This is a genomic window from Spartinivicinus ruber, from assembly GCF_011009015.1.
GTDB classification, from domain to species: Bacteria; Pseudomonadota; Gammaproteobacteria; order Pseudomonadales; family Zooshikellaceae; genus Spartinivicinus; species Spartinivicinus ruber.
On record NZ_CP048878.1, the window covers coordinates 1,634,111 to 1,655,720 of the forward strand.

The window sequence follows — 21,610 nt, forward strand, 5'->3', positions numbered from 1 at the left end:
GATACGGGGCATAAAGGAAGTTATTTTCAACTTCTTTTATGCCCAAATAATTTCCAAATATCAAGCTTAAGGTATGCTGGTAAATATTTAGGTCAAGCCCTTCGCAAATGGCTTTTTGCTGGCTTATTGATATCTATAATGACTCGTGGCTCTGTAGGTATTCGATAGACAACCTCATCTAAAGAAGTTATGCCTGCTTTGGCTTTATTCATTGCATCTGTAAATAAAGGAGTCATTCCTTGTTTGATGGCATAGTGATAAATTTCCATGCCCGTATTTCCTTTTAAAATCATATCCCTAATGTATTCATCTACAATCAGTAACTCAAAGACGCCTACTTGTCCATAATAACCTCGGTGATTACATTTCTCGCAGCCGCTGGATACGAAGTAACGTCCACCTCCTAGTTGGCTTTCAGTTAATCCTAATACTTTGAGTCGTTTTTTGCTTAAAGAATCACGCTTTTTGCAATGAGGACATAAAACACGGATTAGTCGCTGAGCTAGTACGACTTGCAATACATCTGAAAGAATAGATGCTGTAGCACCTAATGATAATAAACGTGGTACAGCGAAGGCTGAACAGGTGGCATGAAGTGTTGAAAAGATTAGGTGACCAGTTGCTGCAGCCATAATAGCTGTTTCTGCAGATGCTTGATCAAGAATTTCACCTAATAGAATAATATCCGGATCCTGTCTTAGCACATCTTCAAAAGCATCGTCAAAACTATAGTTTTTGAAAAAATCTACATGAATTTGATTTATGCCGCGCATTTGGTATTCAATAGGTGATTCTAAGGTCATTATTGAGCAGTCATCTCTATTTAAATATTCTAAAGCAGCATAAATAGTGGTAGTTTTACCACTCCCTGTAGGACCTACAACCAAAATTAGCCCTTGTTTGGAGTTTAAATGAACAATGAGTTTATCATATTCTTCCTCACTCATACCAAGGTCAGTTAGAGACAGAATACGCTTATTTTTGTCTAAAAGTCGCAGTGCAAATCTTTCCCCATAGATGCTGGGCACTGTTGCAATTCGAATATCTACTCCAGTATCCACGACATTTTCATAGGTGAAGCTGCCATTTTGTGCTTGCGTTTTTAATGTTGGTTGTAGCTTGGCCATTACCTTTAATCGATTAAAAAAACGTGACTGAATGATTTTAGGTAGATACCACTGCGTTGCTAAAATACCATCTTTTCTTAACCTAACCTTAATCGCATCTTCGTAGGGTTCAATATGTATATCAGTTGCCCCAATATAGATGGCATAGTCAAAGATTTTTTGGATTAAAATAGAAACACCAATTTCACCTACTTTGGGTACTTCTGCCTGTTTAGTGAAAAGTGAAATCTCTCGTTGTAGTGCCTGGCCAAGAGGCTCAGTCCAAATACTCACATGAGGCTCTATGTCTTTTTTGCCTGTCACTTCGTCAATTGTTTCTTCAATAACATCATTAAAATCTTTGCCTTCAGCATAAGGATAGTGTCTGACAATGGCCCGAAGAATGGTTTTAAAATAACAGACATGGCGCTTGATTGCTTTACCACAGCTTTTTTCTAACTCTTCTACCAGCTTATTATCTGTTGGATTAGACATGGCTACATGGACATGTTCGTCTTCAAGCTTAAACGGAAATACGATATTTTTAAGTACTAATTCATTGGAGAATAAATTAAATAACTCTTCTGGAATAGTGCGTTGTGTAATCTCATAGAGAGGATCGGTTACAGGGTAGCCAGTCACTTCAGATAGTACCTCATTTAGCTGTTCAACCGTTAGCAAATTGAGATCATGAAGTACTTCATAAATCAAGTTATCTGAATAGCTGGTAATGATTTTTGCCTGAATAAGCTTGGAAGGGGATATCATATTATTTTTTGTAATATAATCAATAACGGCTGCTTCTAATTCTTCATTGGTCATTACTGCACTCCCCAACTACATACTACTGCTTATGATGCGATAAAGATTATGAGTAATAGAAAGATAGCAGTTAATATTGAAAGCCTCTATTTTTAACTTATATTCCTGCTTTGATATTTTACGCTGCTTTTCTGATTACCAGGGCTTCTATAAGTTAGTTTTTTATAACTTTATAGTTCAACCTCATCAAGCAGTGCAGATACATTTAATACTTCAGGAGACTCCACCTTACCTCTTGGAGGGGTTATTCCATTAAGAAAGTCATACATTTGTTTGGTAATCATGTCAACTATTTTTATTTCTATTTGTTTGGTATCGTTGAATTTTAACGATGAAAAATAATGCAGATCATCAATGGCATTTTCACACAGTTCATTAGCATAAACTTTGAGTAAACAGCAGTTGGAAGAAAGAGTGTCTTCTAATTGGGCAAAGTTAAAATATTCTGTAGAGGGCAGAGCATGGTCGGGGTTTAAGTTAATTGGCTTTTGATTAATAGACTTGCTGACTTTAATTTCTTCAAATAAAGAGAGTGAAAACTTGATTGGTCGCTCCGTTGACTCATTATTTTTATCCACAAGGCTAATAAAAATATTGTAATGATTTGTTGATATTCTTTCAAAGTAAATGTCGCTATATATAAATAAATTTTTGAGAGACTTTTTTATTGAATATATTGCAAGTTTGTTAATTTTTTTTATTCTTTGTGATACATAAAACTGCTTATACCAGTAGTCTATAAAATAGTTTGTATTATATTGACTATCCATGTTCTTTAGTTATACCTTGAGCAGCCGCTTAGCTGTATATCCTTTATTGAGTTAAGGAGTATTAGCTTGAGTATATACTTAATACAATAACAGAGGAATAGTAATATGAATCAGCAACACCTTGAATTTCATTCAGTGAAAGAAATTAACCTGTTTTCAGAAGGTGCTGGTAAGTATTGATATCGACTAGTTTTAGAACAAAGCTCTTATCTATTATGGTATGCAGATAAGCCCATAGATTGGTTTTCATGATGTGAGACAGCCCTTACTAAAGTGATTGCATAAGATAAACCCCTATTTTTATCAAGTAGTTATGTAATTTGCCATCGGTGTTATGTGACAAGTATAAGGCAACTGGTGAATTATCTTTGTCAATTTGTCACAAATTTTATTTGTAAGCAGAGCGTTATGCACACTAGTAATACAGCTGACTCCCACCATGTTGACTTCTTTATACTGTCCATTGGTCATAACAGTAGATGAATCAACAACATCACTGATTATAATCAGCCAGTTATCGGGGGCTGGTGAAAAATGGTTGGTACTAATAAAATCAGAAAACTTTGTAAATGAAGGTAAATCTTGATAAAAAGTCAGGTAATGACTTTGGCATTCTGGTTGTATGGATTATTATCAATTTAGTTTAAGTTTATATTAACTTATTGTTATTCCTCTCAACAGGTAAGCCACTCGATTACCGCACTATGGGTATATATAACTTAATTTAGTCTATTGGAAGTCTATGTGTGAATGGGATAATGGGATGGAATACTTAGGTTTAATCAAACCAAATAGTGATATTAACCTTTAAGCCTGGCTCTTTAAGGTTGTTTTCTATTCTGTTTGCTTGTTCACTTTCTATTTTTAATGAGTAAGGCTCGTTGATATCGATAGGAGAATTATCTAATTGTAAGGTGATTTTAGGCTTTTTGGGAAGCTTATCATTAGTAGGGGCTTTATTTTCTTGCTCCTTAGCGGAGTTGAAGGTGTATTCGAGAGCTGGTTGGGCAAAGCATGAGAATGAAGTTATATTAGTAAAAGCGCAGCTAATTAAAATAAAAATTCTAAGTAAACTAGGTTTTCTCTTGAGTAATTGGCTTTTTGTAGGGGGGAAGTGCATTCCATTAGTCCCTTTGGAAGTTGTTATTTTTGGTTTTAATAGTACTTTATTGATTGATCTTTAAAAGGAAGTGTGCACAGTTTTTAGACAAACTTTGAATAAATAATATGGAGTATAAGTAACCTGTATCACTTTTACTCCATGTTCTATTTCTTAATCGCGAATAATTAAATATTAGTTTATCTGTAGTCAGGATGATGTAGTAAGTACGGTGTTATCTCTAGCTGTCAATGAGTATGTGGTTTAAGTAAAAACCTCCCACTAATAATAATATAAATAAGATAAGTGCTAACAATATAGGCTTGGCACCAGCGGATTTAATTGCTTTCCAGTGGGTTTGCATACCTAAGGCTGCCATGGCTATTGCTAATAAAAACTGACTGGTTAATTGGAAAGTGCCAAGAACGAATGGTGGGATTGTAGCATAAGAATTGATACCTGCTGTTACAATAAAACCTAAAACAAACCATGGGATGGTAATTTTAGTTTTACTAGACATATTATTAGTTGTTGTTTTATCAAGCTTACCTAAGATAACAGTTAGCATCAGGATAAAGGGTGCCAGTAGCATTACCCGGATAAGTTTGACGACAACCGCTGTTTGCATGGCATTTTGACTAATGGTTTGACCAGCCGCTACTGCTTGGGCTACTTCATGGGCGGTGCTGCCAATGTAAATACCAAATGCTTGTTCTGATGTGCCAGAAAATTGATAAATAATGGGGTAGCTAAACATGGCTAAGGTGCCAAATAAAACTACAGTGGCAACCGCAATGGTGACGTGTTGCTGTCGGGCTTTAATGGATGCTTCGGTTGCCAGAATAGCGGCAGCACCACAAATGGCACTGCCAACAGAAGTTAAAATTGCCATATCACGGGGCAGTTTAAACAGTTTGATACCGATAAATGAGCCGATACTGAAAATAATTAAAATAATAAATATATCCAATAGTAATGCTTGCCAACCAACGGCAATAATTTGCTGAAAACTTAAACTGAAACCAAATGAAATAATGCCTAATCGAAGCAATTTTTGTTGGCAAAATTTAATAAATAATAACGCTTGTGAGTTGGGCTGATGCTGGGGAAGATGGCCAATAGTGGTACCTAAAATAATAGCTAAAGGTAGGGCACTTAAGCCAAGCTGGCTGAATAAACTGGTTTGTGCAAGCCCAATTGCTGTGATAGCAAGTAAGGGGAGTAGGAGAGCAACTGGCATTGTAACAACCTCAATATCGAGAGCGTCATAAAATTACTAGACGCTTTACCTTTCACAACAGTTTCTATCTAAGGGGCGATAAGTTTCTACTGTTTAGCTAAATACTGAACTACGATTTTATGCTCTGTATAAATATAAGAATAATGAATGTTTTTAATATAATATATAAGATAAACCGAACAATTATAGTCTAGAGTCATTATGAGTGTTTCGTTAAGACAACTGCGTTTATTTGAGGCAACTGCTCGACTTGGCCGATTAACGGCAGCGGCTGATGAGCAAGCCATGAGCCAATCTGCGGCTAGCCAAGCATTGAAAGAGCTAGAGCTGTCGTTGGGCTATCCCTTATTCAGTCGGATAGGGAGGGAGCTGGTGATTACCGATGCTGGGCGGGATGTGTTAGTCAAGGCCCGCCAAATTACCGATATGGTTAATGAGTTGCAGACGGTACCAACCAGCGAAATAACAGGGGTTTTACGGGTAGTAGCCAGCGAGACCATTGCCTCGTTTTTAATGCCTAAATTACTAGCTGAATTTATAGCCACTCATAAACAGGTTAAGCCTGAACTGAAAATAGCCAATACTCAGGATGTGATTGAAAAATTAGATAAAGGTCAGGCTCATATTGGTTTAATTGAAGGGCCTGCTATTCATCAGTGTCTTACAATAAAACCCTGGCGTCAGGATCAACTGGCAGTATTTTGTCATCCGGAACACCCACTAGCTAAAAAAGGTAAACTAACTATTAAGAATATACAACGTGAGCCGTGGGTTTTGCGCGAGCTAGGTTCTGGTACGCGAGCAGTATTTGATGCAGCAGTTGAGCGAATTGGTGTACAGCTAACACTAGGGCTAGAACTTACCCGGCATGAGGCAATTAAACAATCAGTTAAAGCAGGATTAGGGCTTGGTTGTCTTTCTCAATTGGCTATAGCGGATGAAGTGGCTGCTGGGCAATTAGTTGTGCTAAAAACACCGCTGGACTTAACCCGACGTTTTTCATTACTTAGTAGCGAAAATAATTATTTAAATACACCTGCCCAGGGGTTTATTAAGTTTCTTGAAAAGAATGCTTAGTTAATGGTGACGTTATCTATATATCTTTATGAACTTTGTTCACCTTAAAGGGGGCGGTATGAATGGATAAGTTTTAGTGTTTTACCATTAGGAAGCCAATTATCAATCCAACCCAACAACTCATTCACAACTATGATGCTGCTTTTAATACCGACAATATGACAACCTTTTTATCGCTTTTATCAGATGATGTAGTTCATGATATAAATCAGGTGGTCGTGAAATAAATAAGGAAGCATTTGCTGTATTTATGGATTGTATGAATAATCATTACCGGGAGCAGCTGACAGATATCGTTATTATGTGTAACGAAGATGGCCATCACGTCAGTGATGAGTTTTATGCTAGGGCCTGTTAACACTAGTTGAAATACCTACAGTGCAGGGTATTTACCTAACTAAGCAAAGTGTAAACTACCCCGTTTGAAGCTTTTTAAGAGAACAGCAATGAGTAATATTCAGTCAGAAATTTATGAAATAAACAAAGCTTTTACTCAGAAGTACTGTTATGACCATGTCTATTACTTAAACTTCTCAAAAGGTCATGCTACTTTAGATTTATTTGCTGGATTTGGGAGAGTGAGTAACTACCTAGCAAATCAAGGTATTGATCTGGAAGCTGTTGAACTGCTTGAAAATTACTCAAGACATATTCAGTTGCCCAGTTCTAAAATTCATACCTGTGATGTATTAGAATTTACTCCAAAGAAAACTTTTAATAGGATTATTTCAGGGTTTAATTCATTTTGCCTTTTGACTAAAGATTGGGAAATAAAAGCCTTTTTTACAAAGCTTGATTCATGGTTAGCAAAAGACGGGCTTGTTTCGTTGAGTTATTACCATCAAGATTATTGGCATACTATAGAAAAATTTACTTTTCAGTATAAGGGAAAAATCGCTTTCTATAGACCTCGTTATGATTTATCTGAAAGAAAAAAAGGCAGAGGCATTTGGATTGATGAATTTCTGGTTGATGGAGAGCTTGTGCTGATTGAGTATCATACAATCTATCAGCGACATAGAGCCATTTTTGAGTAGAACAAACTTAGAAATAGTTGGTGTTGTTGAAAACTTCAATAAAAAAGAAGAGGAAATTGATGAACTAGGGTGGGTAGATTTTGTTTTAAAGAAAAAGTAGTAGTTGTTATTATCATCAATTTAAATTGAACATGATTAATACAAATTCCTAATTATCATCATACCTAAGCTATATTTAGTAGCTTACCTGGTAGTGGAGGTGTTCTCAGTGCTACAAATGCTAGCCTAGGAATAAATTCTACTAAGCTAAATCTTCGATTAAATCGATACTGAAATTCAGCAAGATAACGTTGTGCATATTTAGCGCGAATAGCATGATAAGTACTACGTAAAGCACTTTTTAAGTTTCCAAGGATGGTGTTAACCCAATAAAATTCAGGTTCCTCTACTGATGCACGACCACCACCGCATACAATTTTATCATGAAGACAACCTGCTTCTATGACACCATTAAAACAGGCCAGTCCATCGGAGATTACGGTACTGCCCTTGGCCAAATTCTGCCTACTCCAAGCCGTTATCTCTTCTTTATTAAACCCTTTTAAAATGCTCAGTTTAATTCGTGTCGGTTGACCTTGTTTTGTTGTTTCTACGGCTGCTACAAAAGGTATTTTCCCATCTGCTCCCCTACCTCTTTTGCAACCTGTACGCTCACCACCAAGATAGGCATCATCAATTTCAATAAAACCCGACAATTGCTTGGTGCCTTCTCTTTCTTGCATCACTTTCATGAGCTTATGTTTCATTCTCCAGGCAGCTTGATAGGAAATACCTAAATGGCGATGTAATTCTATGGCTGATATACCTTTTTTGTCTTGGGAGATCAAATACATCCCTTGGAACCAAGTCTTTAATGGTAATTTGGTTGATTCAAAGATAGTACCTGCAGTTACAGATGTTTGCTGGTGACATTTATAGCACTGCTGAAGCTTTCTAGTAGTGAGTTGACAGCATTTGTCGTATCCACAATTGGGGCACTGAAAACCTTCTGGCCATCGCAATTTGTATAAGGTATTAAAGCATTGTTCTTCTGTACCATATTGTTTGAGAAACTCGTTTAAACTCAGGCCTTTTTGAAATTGAACTTTGTTGATAGCCATTATTTATACCTTCTCAATTAAGTTTCCATGCTGTTCAAATATACAGCAGTTAATGGCTTAGGTATAGTGATAATTAGGAATTAGTATGTATTGTGAAGGTGCTTCTAGGAAATCAGTTGTTTCTGGTTTTTTTAGAAGTGCACTATAGTCGATAGTGGTAACAGCATAAATTCTGAGACTTTAACTTTCATGAAACGGCCATTGGTCTCTATAATAACAATGTACTGCTATATAGTTTGCGGATGCATATAATGAATAATGGCAAGCTTCATATTGATAAAGAAAGATTAATGAAGTCATTTACAGATGGCTTAATCTTCGTCGGTATACTTGGAATAAGTAAGCTTATAAATAAGATATTAAATAACCAGTTTATAGTTTTAGAATTTATTATTGAAATTATAGTTTTTCTCTTTGTTTTTACAATAATAAGCTATCTGGTTTTATCGATTAATTCTAAAACAGAAGCTAAGCCTGAGCTTTCAAAACCTATGTCCTGGGTTGCATCTCCTTTTATTTGGGTTGGTGTGCCTACGTTAATAATATGTATTTATATTATAGTTAATTAACAACATTACTCACGCTAAATGTATTTTAGTTAATTTATGTGTTACTAAAATACTTAGATAGGAAAAAATAAACTAAAGGATAAAAACTGTTATAACTAAAGTCTGAATGTATGGGGTAACAGGGTATTCTGTAGCGGCGATGAATACCTTGTTACTCTATATGGGACACTATCCCTTCAATTTTTCCCTTAACAGTTTATTTACCACCCCTGGTTCTGCTGCTCCACGAGAAGCTTTCATTACCTGGCCAACAAAAAAGCCGATCATTTTGCCTTGTTTGGCTTCATCAGCACTGCGGTATTGTTCAACTTGTGCAGTATTATTGGCGATAACTTCATCAATCATACCTTCAATGGCTGAAGTGTCGGTGATGGCTTTTAAGTTGCGTTTTTCGATGATTTCATCGGCTGAACCTTCGCCGTTCCACATGGCTTCAAAAACAGTTTTGGCGCCTTTGCTGGAAATAGTTTCGTCTTTTAAGCGGATTAGCATTTCGCCTAGCTGTTTTGCAGAAACCGGGCTTTCGCTGATTTCCAGCTGGTTTTTGTTAAGACGACTGGCCAGTTCGCCCATGACCCAGTTAGCTGCTAATTTCGGGTCTTGGCATTGCTTGGTGACAGCCTCAAAATATTCGGCAGTTTCGCGGTTGGCAGATAGAACACCTGCGTCGTATTCACTCAAGCCTAACTCATCAATAAAACGTTGACGTTTTTGTTCAGGGAGTTCAGGAAGTGAATTTCTTACTTCATTTAAAAACTCAACAGAAAGTACCACGGGTAATAAGTCAGGGCAGGGGAAGTAACGATAATCGTTGGCTTCTTCTTTGCCGCGCATAGAACGGGTTTCGTCTTTTTCGGAATCATACAGGCGGGTTTCCTGGATGATTTTGCCGCCACTTTCCAATACATCAATATGCCGTTCAATTTCAAAATTAATGGCTTTTTCAATAAAGCGGAAAGAGTTGACGTTTTTTATTTCTGTGCGAGTGCCCAATTTTTCGCTGCCTTGCGGGCGAATGGAAACGTTGGCATCGCAACGCATGGAGCCTTCTGCCATGTTGCCATCAGATATCCCTAAGTAACGGATAATCGAATGAATAGTTTTTAAATACGCAACGGCTTCTTTGGCTGAACGTAAGTCAGGGTCAGAAACAATTTCCAGTAATGGCGTACCAGCCCGGTTTAGGTCAATACCTGTCATGCCATGAAAATCTTCATGTAAAGACTTCCCTGCATCTTCTTCCAAGTGAGCACGGGTAACGCCGATCCGTCTAGTTTCACCGTCATCTAAAGTAATATCCACATAACCAGGACCCACTATTGGTAAGTCCATTTGGCTGGTTTGATAGCCTTTAGGAAGGTCTGGGTAAAAATAGTTTTTTCTAGCAAAAACATTACGCTGATTAATTTGCGCATGAATTGCCATGCCAAACATCGTTGCCATTCTCACTACTTCTTGATTGAGCACAGGTAAAATACCTGGTAGCCCTAAGTCAATAGCACATGCTTGGGTATTAGGTTCTGCACCAAAAGCGGTACTGGCACCAGAGAAAATCTTGGATTTTGTAGCGAGCTGAACATGAATTTCCAGCCCAATAACAGCTTCCCATTTCACGATAAATCCCCTTATGCCTGAATTGCTGTTGGTAATTGTTGATGCCAATTAGTTTGTTGCTGATATTGGTGAGCAATATTTAATAATTTAGCTTCGGCGAAATAGTTACCGATTAACTGCATGCCAGTTGGCAACCCACCAGCAAAACCAACGGGAATCGACATGGCTGGTAAGCCTGCTAGGTTAGTGGAAATGGTATAAATATCCGACAGATACATTGCAACAGGGTCATTGGATTTTTCACCTAACTTAAATGCTGGGGATGGGGTAGTAGGGCTGGCAATAATGTCTACATCGTTAAATGCTGCCACAAAATCATTTTTAATTAACCTTCTTAGTTTTTGTGCTTTGATATAGTAAGCATCGTAGTAGCCAGCAGATAGTGCATAAGTGCCTACTAAAATACGACGCTTCACTTCCGCACCAAACCCTTCAGCACGACTGCGTTTATATAAGTCTTCTAAATCTCCTGGGTTTTCACAGCGGTGGCCAAACCGTACACCATCAAAACGGGATAAATTTGATGAGCATTCTGCAGGGGCAATGACATAGTAAGCGGGTAAGGCCAGGTCGGTGTTTGCTAAACTGATTTCTTTAACCGTGGCACCAAGCTTTTCTAATTCTTTGATAGCTTGCTCAATATTAGTGGCAATTTTACTATCTAACCCTTTAGAAAAATACTCTTTGGGTAAGCCAATTTTTAAACCTGCAATACTATCGTTAAGACTGGCAGTGTAATCAGGTACAGGCTCATTTGCACAAGTTGAGTCTTTCTCATCAAATCCTGCCATGATGTTCATTAATAAAGCGGCATCTTCAGCGGTTTGGGTCATTGGGCCTGCTTGATCAAGGCTGGATGCAAAGGCGATCATTCCCCAGCGGGATACCCGGCCATAGGTGGGTTTTAGCCCTGTTAGACCACAAAGTGCAGCGGGTTGGCGAATGGAACCGCCTGTATCTGTACCTGTAGCCGCTGGTGCCAATCGGGAAGCAACAGCTGCAGCGGAACCACCGGATGAGCCACCTGGGATGCAGTCTAATTGCCAAGGGTTTTTGACTGCACCAAAGTAACTGGTTTCGTTAGATGACCCCATGGCAAATTCGTCCATGTTGGTTTTACCCAACATTACACAACCTGCGTCTTGGAACTTTTGTGAGACAGTTGACTCATAAGGAGCAATAAAGTTGGCGAGCATTTTAGAACCACAGGTCGTTTTAATGCCGTTTGTGCAAAAAATGTCTTTGTGAGCTATTGGAATACCCGTCAATAGGCCTGCATTGTTATTTGCACGGCGATTATCGGCTGCTTTGGCGGTGGCTAGTGCGTGGTCTTCTGTAACACTGATAAAGCTGTTTAGCTGGCTATCGAGCTGTTTAATCTGGTTCAGGTATTGCTGGGTTATCTCAACACTAGAAAATTCGCCTTTGGCTAATCCAGCGGCCAATTGCGCTACGGTTTTGTTTAACATGGTAATGTTAGATCCTAAAACGGGGATTGATACTGAAAATGTCAGTGCTGTTGCTCTGTAAAGTGCAATCCGTTATTCGATTACCTTTGGCACTAGATACAAGCCATTTTCAGTAGCGGGAGCAGTTGCTTGAAACGTTTCCCGTTGGTTGGTTTCAGTCACTTTATCAGGCCTGAGCCGTTGTTCCATTTCTAGAGGGTGAGCTAATGGTTCGACATTATCCGTATCCGCTGCTTGCATTTGGTCTATCATAGCTAAAATTTGCGTTAACCCTTCTGTAGTGTTTGCAATATCTTGCTTGTTGATAGCGATGCGTGCCAGATGGGCGATTTTTTCAACATCAGTTTGGTCAAGGGCCATGGGTGCTCTCCAACTAAAAGCCAAACTGCAAATGTAGGGGTTTGCAATGATAATCTCAAGCGCTTGGGCGGAAACAATTATTAGAGGTACTCTACAGATAATCGATGAAAATGTAGAAATAGAAGACAGATATTTGTCAATCAAGTAACACATTAGACTACAGTATAAGTAAGACGCTGTTTTGAGTAGTCAAGCTTAAGTCAGTCATAACTGGCAAGCCTGCCCTCAACTAAGGGCATAATTGTTTGCTTCAAGATAGCTTCTTAGCTTGCTCTATGTAACAGCGGTTGTTAGAGTTTGCAGCAATTTGCAAGATCATGAATAAAAACCATAGCCATATCGATATTTATTTGACTCGCTCACCACAATTGACTAGAGCAGCTGGTATGATTGCTCATTAAATTGTATTTAGCTTTGTTCTGCAAGGTGGTTGAGGGTTAGCGAGTTAGATGGATAATAGAGGCAAGAAAGTAAACTGTTTTATTGGCCGGTTGCGCTGATCTTTTTATTAAATTGCAGCTAATTTCTAGTGTAAAGCACTGCAACCATATTCACATTCTTTGTTTGTTGGGAAGAATACCACACATGCTCAAGAAACTACGGGGATTTTTTTCAAGTGACCTGTCAATTGACTTAGGTACTGCCAATACCCTGATTTATGTTAGAGATAAAGGGATCGTGTTAAATGAGCCCTCGGTGGTGGCTATTCGTCATCATGGGAGCCAGAAGACTGTCGCAGCAGTGGGTACTGAAGCAAAGCGCATGTTGGGTAGAACACCTGGCAATATTACCGCGATTCGGCCTATGAAAGATGGGGTGATTGCTGACTTTAGTGTCACTGAAAAAATGCTTCAGCACTTCATTAACAAGGTACACGAAAATAGTTTTATTCAGCCAAGTCCACGCGTACTGGTGTGTGTGCCTTGTAAATCAACTCAAGTTGAACGGCGGGCGATACGTGAATCAGCATTAGGAGCTGGTGCTCGAGAAGTCTACTTAATTGAAGAGCCAATGGCAGCCGCTATTGGTGCTGGGCTACCAGTAGAAGAAGCTCATGGCTCAATGGTAGTGGATATTGGTGGGGGAACCACTGAAATTGCCATTATTTCCCTTAGTGGCATTGTTTATTCAGAGTCTGTACGCGTAGGTGGTGACCGTTTTGATGAAGCCATCGTTACTTATGTTCGTCGTAATTATGGCAGCTTAATTGGTGATGCCACTGCAGAAAGAATTAAACAGGAAATCGCCTGTGCCTACCCTGGTGATGAGCTACGTGAAATTGATGTTCGAGGCCGCAATTTGGCAGAAGGGGTTCCACGCAGTTTTACCTTAAACAGCAATGAAATTTTGGAAGCGCTGCAAGAATCTTTAGCAGCCATTGTTCAATCCGTTAAAAGTGCTTTAGAACAGTCCCCACCTGAGCTGGCCTCTGATATTGCCGAGCGAGGCATGGTATTGACGGGGGGTGGTGCGTTATTAAAAGGACTAGAACGCTTATTAAGTGAAGAAACAGGCTTACCTGTGGTAGTGGCTGAAGATCCTCTTACCTGTGTGGCCAGAGGGGGTGGTCGTGCCCTTGAAATAATGGAACGCCATGCATTTGATCTTTTGTCTACTGAGTAGTCAAAACCAATAGGACAAGGTAGTTCTTAAGCAAGTTTGGTTGATAAAGTAGCCCCGCTAAGTCGGGTGCTTTTTCTCAGTAGCAACGGAGGTTGTCAATAACTGCTTACTTGCTTGCTATAGTGAGTCGTTACCTTGATGGCTGCTAGCTAGCAATGACCGGTATAAAAATGCTAGTGGAATGCAGTGTATCTGTTACCTCCCGTAGTAATAAAAGGCAAATAGTGGGAGTCGCCAATTAAGCGGATATTTTCTAAACAGCAATCGCTTACTGCACAGCTGGTATTCTTTATCGTGCTGTCAGTCAGCTTGATGCTTGCTGAACAAAGATTTCATGGTCTGGATAGTGGCCTAAACAAGGTTAGAGCTTGGTTGACTGTAGTCGCCACGCCTGTCCAGTGGGTGGCTGATTTGCCTGCACAAATGTGGGGGATGGCTGATGATGCTCTGAAATCCCGTAAAGAGCTGATTCTTGAAAATGCTAAATTAGAAGCTAAAAATCTACTGCTTGAGCGGCGCCTGCAAAAGTTGGCTGCTCTTACCGCTCAAAATATTCGTTTAAGAGAATTACTGAACTCCTCAAAGCTGCTTGATGAGCGAGTATTGATTGCCGAGCTGGTGGGGGTTGACCCAGACCCTTATACCCATCAGGTCATTGTCAATAAAGGCTCCACAGATGGTGTATTTGTTGGGCAACCATTACTTGATGCTAGTGGTTTGATGGGGCAAGTCATTTCAGTCAGCCCTTTTTCCAGTCGGGTGCTACTTATTACTGATGCTAATCATAGTTTACCTGTTCAGGTAAACCGAAATGGTGCTCGAGCAATTGCTGCTGGATCAGGTAAGCTGGATGAGTTATTACTTCGCCATGTGCCTGATAATGCTGACATCCGAGAAGGTGATATTTTAGTCAGCTCAGGCTTAGGGCGGCGTTTTCCTGTAGGCTACCCTGTAGGCAAAGTCATTGAGGTTATACATGACCCTGGTAAGCCTTTCGCTATCATCAAAGTAAGACCTTCTGCAAAGCTGGATCGCAGTCGTCATGTGTTATTGGTATTTAGGGGCAAAGAAGCTAATGATAACCGTGATGTGATTGCAGTGGATGAAACTCAAGTAAGTGAACCGCTTAATGTCAACTGATCGACCCCGGGGCCGCCTGGTTATTTGGACGACAATATTTTTTGCGTATGTGTTGAGCTTGTTACCCATGCCATCCTACTTGGAGTTAGGGAGGCCTGAGTGGTTAGCTATGGTTGTGCTGTATTGGGCGTTAGCATTGCCTGATCGCATTGGGCTAATGATTGCTTGGATTGTTGGCTTAATGCTTGATGTGATGCAAGGTGTGTTGCTTGGGCAAAATGCACTGGGCATGGTAATTGTTGTGTATGTGGCTCATAAACTACATCGGCGCATGCGAATATACCCTTTATTACAGCAGTCTATGGTGGTATTTGTGGTGATTGGAATTTACCAAATGCTTAATCTGTGGGCTAAATCCTTCAGTGGTCGTACACCTCCTAACTTATTGTTTTTGTTGCCAACGGTTGTCAGTGCCTTATTATGGCCATGGTTGTTTATTTTGTTACGTGATATAAGAAGGCGTTATAAAGTTAACTAAAGAGGGAGTTGCATTTACTTCGGGCTACACCCTCAAATACTAAGAATAGGTATGGACGTTCCAAGTATTTATTTAGCATCTCAATCTCCCCGCCGTCGAGAACTACTAGAGCAAATTGGGGTCAGTTACCAAGTAATTGCATCAGACGTTAATGAAACTCCTTTGCTTAATGAGCATCCACAACACTATGTAGAGCGTATTGCTGAGTCCAAGGCGGAAGCTGGTTGGCAGTTATTGAAATCCAGTGGACTAGCACAGCGACCAGTGTTAGCTGCAGATACGGCAGTTGTATTAAATGGAGTGATCCTAGGAAAGCCCACTTCTATTGCTGATGCTAAGGCTATGCTAACTGAGCTGTCGGGTAAACAGCATCAGGTGATGACAGCAGTAGCTGTAGTTAATGCTGAAACAACAAAAATCACTACCAGTATTACCGATGTGCTTATTAAGCCACTCACAGAAACATTAATAGACCAATATTGTGCTACAGGAGAACCTGATGATAAGGCAGGTGCTTATGGTATTCAGGGCTTAGGTGCGGTATTAGTTGCAGGCATTAAAGGTAGTTACAGTGGGGTAGTAGGGTTACCATTAACCGAAACGGCGCAACTGTTGGCGCAGTTTGAGGTAGATGTCTGGCAAAGCCATGGTATTTGAAATAATGCTAAAGAATTGTCCTTAATTAATGGTTCCTGACAATGTAGGAAAAGCCATGTCCGAAGAAATACTAATGAATATCACCCCAATGGAGTCTCGTGTGGCGGTGGTGGAAAATGGCGTTTTACAAGAAGTGTATATTGAACGAACTCAGCGGCGTGGCATTGTCGGGAATATTTATAAAGGCAAAATAGTGCGGGTGCTTCCGGGAATGCAAGCTGCCTTTGTCGATATAGGGCTAGAGCGGGCTGCATTTATTCATGTCAGTGAAATAGCGCCAAAGAATGATGTTAAAGAAAGCGAGGACTCAACCGAACCCCTGATTTATGAGCTGGTCCATGAAGGTCAGTCGCTGGTGGTGCAGGTAACCAAAGACCCGCTAGGGACAAAAGGCGCTAGGCTAACCACCCATATTTCTATTCCTGCCCGCTACCTGGTGTATATGCCTGATACTAACCATGTGGGTATTTCGCTAAGAATTGAAGACCAGGAAGAGCGGGACCGGCTTAAACAGTTAGTTGAAAATGCTCTAGTGGCAGAGCAGGCTGAAGAAAAAGGAGGATTTATTCTCCGTACAGCAGCTGAAGGAGTTGGAGCAGAGGAAGTTGTAGCTGACATTCGGTTTTTACATCGGTTGTGGGAGTCAGTTTCAGAAGCCATCAAAGAAGTAAAAGCACCAGAAGCCGTTTATGAAGACTTACCACTGCACTTACGTACTCTGAGAGATTTAGTAGATCCGAAAATTGAAAAGGTACGGATTGATTCTAGAGAAACTTATCAAAAAGTTTGCAAGTTTGTAAAAAAGCTTATTCCACAGATTGAAGGACGGGTTGAATATTATCCTGGAGAACGCCCCATTTTTGATCTATACGGGGTTGAGGATGAAATTCAAAAAGCCCTAAGCCGAAAAGTGCAGCTAAAGTCAGGTGGTTATTTGATTTTTGATCAAACTGAAGCAATGACCACTATTGATGTTAATACAGGCGCTTTTGTTGGTCATCGTAACTTAGAAGAAACCATTTTTAAAACCAACCTGGAAGCTGCAACCGCTATTGCCAGACAAGTCAGGCTGCGAAATCTGGGGGGGATTATTATTATCGATTTTATTGATATGGAAGAGGCTGAGCATCAACGACAGGTGTTGCGGACTTTTGAAAAGCTGCTTGAACGTGACCATGCCAAAACTAATATTACTGGGGTTTCTGAGCTTGGCTTGATTGAAATGACCCGTAAACGCACTCGGGAAAGCCTGGAAAATGTGTTATGTGAGCCTTGTCCTACCTGTGAAGGGCGGGGTACGCTAAAGACGGCAGATACTGTCTGTTATGAAATTTTCAGGGAAATTTTGAGGGAAGCTAGGGCTTATGAAAGTGAAGGTTATTTAGTGTTGGCTTCGCAAAAAGTGGTTGATCGGCTGGTGGATGAAGAGTCTGATAATGTGGCTGATTTAGAAGCCTTTATTGATCGCACTATTAAGTTTCAAGTTGAGCCTATGTATACGCAAGAGCAGTTTGATGTGGTGTTAATTTAATTTGTACTTGCATTTGGATTTAAGTTGTACTGATGGAATTTGTTAGTGAAACGTTTTGCAAAACTATTTACCCGGCTGATTTGGAGTTTTTGTGTTGTTGGCGTTGTGTTGCTTGCTTTGTACGTCAGTTTGGGGAGAATGTTACTACCATTATTGACTGATTATCGTCAAAGTCTACAACAGGAACTGTCTACTACATTAAATACTCCTGTCATAATTGCTGGGTTAACAGGTACCTGGTCTGGTTTTAATCCTGCGTTAGATATTAGCACTGTGCGAATTGGTGAGGCTGAATTGCAGTCGCTCAGTGCTGATCGAGTGCTTGCTGAGTTGGATGTGTTTTCCTCATTGGTTGAGCAATCTCCTGTTTTTCGTTATTTGCAGGTAGAAGGCTTACAGATAGACCTTGTTGAGGACCAATCTGGACGATGGCATTTAAAGGGCTTTAATCGTACGGCAGGTGAAGCGGATCCAAAGTTGGTTTTGACCTCACTACTTAAGCAACCTCACATTCAGTTTACTAACACCACCATCCGTTTTCAGGATCAACAAGGGCAAATTGAAACACTCGAAGATGCTAAGCTAGCTTTTAATAAAACTAGCCAGGGCTATCGGCTGGATGGATTTGTCAAGCAATCCCAAGGGGGAGAAGCAAAACTGATTGCAGAAATGCAACAAGTGTCGCCAAAGTCACTAGGTAGTCTTCAGGTATTTATAGATGCTTCTCCTAATAATTGGCGGCCTTGGGTTGCACTGATTGCACCTAATGATGTTCGGCTAGGTAAGCTGAACTTGGGGGGGAAACTTTGGTTAACTTGGCAGAATAAACAACTTACGTTGAGCGGTCTGCTGGAAAATATTGATTTAAATATCCAGTATCAAGACTTACCACAGCAGCAGTTAACCAAGGGATATCTGCAATTTAGTTTTAGACGTCAGGCGAATGATCGTTGGCAGCTAGCGTTGCCTTCTGCCAATTTTCGTTTAAATGGTATTGCTGCTCCTTTTAATGATGCTTTTGTAGATTTTCAGAAGGGAAAATGGACGTTTGCCAGTGAACAGTTGGATTTAAACTTGTTGAAGGACTCCTCCCTTACCACAAAACTATTACCTCAATTACCAACACAGCTTGCTCAGGAGCTAAATCCAAGAGGGCTGCTGCAAAAGATAGTGGTTGATTGGTCACCTGAAAAAAGTAACTTTCAGGTGGTGAGCCAACTGAAACAAGTGGAGGTAGCAGCCAAAGGATTTGCACCCTCGGCATCAGGTGTTTCTGGGTTACTCTACACCACAGCTGATCAGGGCTGGTTTGATTTGAACACGCGGAAAGGCTTTAGTTTAGGCATGACCGAGCTATTTAGAAAACCCTGGTATTATCAACGGGCAGCAGCTCACTTAGCCTGGCATAAAACGAATGATCAGTTTCAGTTATATACCAATCAAGCTCAACTAAAGCACAAGGGGGCTGAATATAATGCCAAGCTGCGGCTAGTGTTTCCCTTTACAGAAGGGCCAATTACGATGGCACTAGAAGCCGGCTTGCAAAATGCCAATGCTGATCTTGCTTACCAATATATTCCTGCCAAGCATAATGTGTTGCCTGAAGCGCTCGTTAAATGGCTGGATGATGGCATTGTTGCAGGTAAAGTTGAGCAGGGAGCATTTTTATATAACGGCCCTGTTACTCAAACTGAAGCGGAAAATGATATCAGTTTTGGTTTGTTTTTTAATGTAAGGGAAGGCACTGTTCAATATGATGCAAAATGGCCTCAAGCTGAAAATTTGGCAGGTAGGGTATTAGTTGATAATAAGCAAGTTGATGTCAATATAGCGAGTGGCTCAGTACATCAAGCAGGCATACAGCAACTGAAGTTAAGAGTGGCTGAGGAGAGTAAAAGTGGGTTTGCAGTCACAGTTGATAGTGATTTGAAAGTACCTGGATCTACAGTTAATCACTTATTAATCCAATCACCCATAGGGGAAGCTATGGGTATCAATAATAAAGATGACAATGCTAAAAATTTGCAGGTGACAGGGCAGTTTGATTCTAAATTAGGGTTAATGATACCCATTGATAAACCTGAGCAAACGGAGATAGCTGTTACTACCCAAGCACAAGAGGGGGCTATTGCCTTAACTAACTTAGGGTTGAAAGCAGAGCAAATCAATGGCGAGATAAAATACCACTCAGTTAAAGGAGTGAGTGGTAAGGATATTAAACTCAAATTGTTTGGCCAGCCTGTGCGCCTTGATATGGCTGCTAAACAGGATAAACGACAGTTGCAACAGCAGTTTAGCTTAGCAGGTAAAGCTGATGCAACGCAGGTGGCTGACTGGTTGCAACTGCAATTTAAACTCAAGAAACAGTTAACTACAAAACAGCAGCAACAATTTAACAGCATTGCAAAAGGCCAATTTGCTTACAATGTTGAAGCAACAATGCCATTTAACCAGCCAGAAAACTTTCAGTTAACAGTAAAATCCAATTTAAAAGGGGCTGCTCTTAATCTGCCCGAGCCGTTTGGCAAGAGTGCAAATAGCCAACAGAATGTACGGGTGGTATTAAACCAGTTTGGCGAAACGGATCGCTGGCGGGTTCAACTGGGACAATTGTTAAAGTCTGAATGGTTGGCACAAAAAGGTCAGTTGGCAGGTGCTGATATTGTGTTTGGTCAAGGAAAGCCAGGTAAGTTGAAGCGAAAGCAGTTTACCGTGCGAGGCCATTTAAATGAGCTTGACTTAACTAAGTGGTTGTCATGGGGCAATTTATTTACGCAATCAGCAAACAGTAAAAATCAGCAAAGACAGCGCCCAAAATGGCAAATCTCTGTTGATCAGTTTGCAGTAGAGGAACTGCACTCACCACTTGGAACGCTGGATAATATGGTGTTATCGCTAAATACCTACCAAAATGTCTGGCAGGCTGATGTAGAAAGTAACCAGCTAGCTGGGCGAGCGGTAATCCCATTTAATAGTCAGTTAAAACCATATGAAATTGGTTTAAAGCACTTGCATCTACCAACATTGCCTAAAACTAAAGCAACTAATCAAAATAGCCAGCAAGATCCTCTGGCTGACTTTAACCCGCTGACTATCCCTAATCTGGATATTGATATAGCTGATTTAAAAGTAGGTAATCAAGTGTCGGGTAATCTTTCTGCAAAACTAAGATCAGATTCGCAGGTATTGAAAGTTAGCAATATATCAGCCCAAATCAATCATTTAGGCGTAAAAGGGGATATTTTTTGGGGTAAACAGCAGACAGGTTTTAAAGGGATCGTTAGAGCAGTCGACTTAGCCGATGTGTTGGAGGCATGGGGACATGCAGCCCCCATAACCAGTAAAAAAGCAAAATTCACCATTGATGTTAATTGGCCTGGAAGCCCTCTCAACTTAGCCATGGCAAAACTGAATGGCGAGATTTATAGCAAAATTGAACATGGTCGTTTTCTGGAAGCTAATGGTTCTGCCAATGTATTAAGAGTTTTTGGCCTGTTGAATTTCAACTCGATTGCCAGACGGATTAAGCTGGATTTTTCTGATTTGTTAAAGTCTGGCGTCAGTTTTGACAAAATTAAAGCCACCACGCAATTTGCTAATGGTGCAATGTACTTTAAAGAGCCTGCGAAAATAGAAGGGCCTTCTTCAAACTTTACCTTATCGGGTAAAGCTAATCTAATCAACGATACACTGAATATGTCGTTATTAGTGACTTTGCCGGTAACCAATAATTTACCCTTTCTCGCTGTATTAATGGGAGCTCCCCAAGTAGGGGGTGCAATTTATCTGTTTGATAAGTTATTAGGTGATAAAGTTGAGAAGTTTGCCAGTGCCCGTTATACCCTGACAGGCTCATTATCTAACCCGACTATTGCGTTAGATAAATTTTTTACCAATAAAACGAAGCAACAATAAGGA

General features: G+C 40.1%; 18 protein-coding genes. 9 read left to right on the forward strand and 9 right to left on the reverse strand.

From position 1 onward, the window contains the following. Positions 1-92: 92 nt before the first annotated feature. The 5 genes from G4Y78_RS07800 to G4Y78_RS07820 all read right to left on the reverse strand — a co-directional run bounded on the left by G4Y78_RS07800 (position 93) and on the right by G4Y78_RS07820 (position 5,037). On the reverse strand, positions 93-1,928 hold the full coding sequence (locus G4Y78_RS07800) for a GspE/PulE family protein (RefSeq protein WP_163832495.1): 1,836 nt from the start codon (positions 1,926-1,928) through the stop codon (positions 93-95). Between the two features lie 170 nt (positions 1,929-2,098). Then, positions 2,099-2,698 carry a hypothetical protein gene (locus tag G4Y78_RS07805; protein WP_163832496.1) on the reverse strand — a complete coding sequence of 200 codons (600 nt, stop codon included), beginning with the start codon at positions 2,696-2,698 and terminating at the stop codon, positions 2,099-2,101. Between the two features lie 303 nt (positions 2,699-3,001). Beyond that, entirely contained in the window at positions 3,002-3,322 is a 321-nt protein-coding gene (locus tag G4Y78_RS31650) for a DUF3095 family protein (RefSeq protein WP_163836407.1), read from the reverse strand. A 154-nt stretch (positions 3,323-3,476) separates the two neighbouring features. Further along, positions 3,477-3,818 carry a hypothetical protein gene (locus G4Y78_RS07815; RefSeq protein WP_163832497.1) on the reverse strand — a complete coding sequence of 114 codons (342 nt, stop codon included), beginning with the start codon at positions 3,816-3,818 and terminating at the stop codon, positions 3,477-3,479. Positions 3,819-4,038: 220 nt separating this feature from the next. Beyond that, the gene (locus G4Y78_RS07820; protein WP_163832498.1) at positions 4,039-5,037 is read right to left on the reverse strand and encodes a YeiH family protein; all 999 of its coding nucleotides are present in this window, start codon (positions 5,035-5,037) and stop codon (positions 4,039-4,041) included. A 201-nt stretch (positions 5,038-5,238) separates the two neighbouring features. Between G4Y78_RS07820 and G4Y78_RS07825 the strand changes: the two genes are divergently transcribed. Further along, on the forward strand, positions 5,239-6,114 hold the full coding sequence (locus G4Y78_RS07825; protein WP_163832499.1) for a LysR family transcriptional regulator: 876 nt from the start codon (positions 5,239-5,241) through the stop codon (positions 6,112-6,114). Between the two features lie 446 nt (positions 6,115-6,560). Next, on the forward strand, positions 6,561-7,151 hold the full coding sequence (locus G4Y78_RS07830; protein ID WP_163832500.1) for a class I SAM-dependent methyltransferase: 591 nt from the start codon (positions 6,561-6,563) through the stop codon (positions 7,149-7,151). A gap of 164 nt (positions 7,152-7,315) precedes the next feature. Here G4Y78_RS07830 and G4Y78_RS07835 read toward each other — a convergent pair whose 3' ends face one another. Next, positions 7,316-8,251: an IS1595 family transposase gene (locus G4Y78_RS07835; protein ID WP_163830705.1), complete on the reverse strand. Its 936-nt coding sequence runs from the start codon at positions 8,249-8,251 to the stop codon at positions 7,316-7,318. Between the two features lie 251 nt (positions 8,252-8,502). On the opposite strand from G4Y78_RS07835, the gene G4Y78_RS07840 reads away from it, so the two are divergent. Further along, complete coding sequence (locus G4Y78_RS07840) at positions 8,503-8,820, forward strand: hypothetical protein (protein ID WP_163832501.1); 318 nt, start codon at positions 8,503-8,505, stop codon at positions 8,818-8,820. Positions 8,821-8,988: 168 nt separating this feature from the next. Here the strand turns inward: G4Y78_RS07840 and gatB are convergent, their stop codons facing one another. The 3 genes from gatB to gatC all read right to left on the reverse strand — a co-directional run bounded on the left by gatB (position 8,989) and on the right by gatC (position 12,263). Then, positions 8,989-10,434, reverse strand: coding sequence for an Asp-tRNA(Asn)/Glu-tRNA(Gln) amidotransferase subunit GatB (gene gatB, locus G4Y78_RS07845; RefSeq protein WP_230425712.1), 1,446 nt, complete (start codon positions 10,432-10,434; stop codon positions 8,989-8,991). Positions 10,435-10,445: 11 nt separating this feature from the next. Further along, positions 10,446-11,903 carry an Asp-tRNA(Asn)/Glu-tRNA(Gln) amidotransferase subunit GatA gene (gene gatA / locus G4Y78_RS07850; RefSeq protein WP_163832502.1) on the reverse strand — a complete coding sequence of 486 codons (1,458 nt, stop codon included), beginning with the start codon at positions 11,901-11,903 and terminating at the stop codon, positions 10,446-10,448. 72 nt (positions 11,904-11,975) lie between these two features. Continuing rightward, a complete protein-coding gene (gatC, locus tag G4Y78_RS07855; protein WP_163832503.1) occupies positions 11,976-12,263 on the reverse strand; it encodes an Asp-tRNA(Asn)/Glu-tRNA(Gln) amidotransferase subunit GatC in 288 nt (95 codons plus the stop codon). A gap of 585 nt (positions 12,264-12,848) precedes the next feature. On the opposite strand from gatC, the gene G4Y78_RS07860 reads away from it, so the two are divergent. The 6 genes from G4Y78_RS07860 (at position 12,849) to G4Y78_RS07885 (ending at position 21,607) form a co-directional block, all read left to right on the forward strand. Then, complete coding sequence (locus tag G4Y78_RS07860) at positions 12,849-13,886, forward strand: rod shape-determining protein (protein ID WP_163832504.1); 1,038 nt, start codon at positions 12,849-12,851, stop codon at positions 13,884-13,886. Between the two features lie 246 nt (positions 13,887-14,132). Continuing rightward, positions 14,133-15,026, forward strand: a complete 894-nt coding sequence (gene mreC / locus G4Y78_RS07865; protein WP_163836409.1) for a rod shape-determining protein MreC — start codon at positions 14,133-14,135, stop codon at positions 15,024-15,026. Beyond that, positions 15,016-15,504, forward strand: a complete 489-nt coding sequence (gene mreD, locus G4Y78_RS07870; RefSeq protein WP_163832505.1) for a rod shape-determining protein MreD — start codon at positions 15,016-15,018, stop codon at positions 15,502-15,504. The genes mreC and mreD overlap by 11 nt, the downstream gene beginning before the upstream one ends. 51 nt (positions 15,505-15,555) lie before the next feature. Continuing rightward, the gene (locus G4Y78_RS07875) at positions 15,556-16,161 is read left to right on the forward strand and encodes a Maf family protein (RefSeq protein WP_163832506.1); all 606 of its coding nucleotides are present in this window, start codon (positions 15,556-15,558) and stop codon (positions 16,159-16,161) included. A gap of 55 nt (positions 16,162-16,216) precedes the next feature. Continuing rightward, positions 16,217-17,692 carry a ribonuclease G gene (gene rng / locus G4Y78_RS07880; protein WP_163832507.1) on the forward strand — a complete coding sequence of 492 codons (1,476 nt, stop codon included), beginning with the start codon at positions 16,217-16,219 and terminating at the stop codon, positions 17,690-17,692. A 45-nt stretch (positions 17,693-17,737) separates the two neighbouring features. Then, positions 17,738-21,607: a YhdP family protein gene (locus tag G4Y78_RS07885; protein ID WP_163832508.1), complete on the forward strand. Its 3,870-nt coding sequence runs from the start codon at positions 17,738-17,740 to the stop codon at positions 21,605-21,607. The last annotated feature ends 3 nt before the right edge of the window (positions 21,608-21,610 follow it).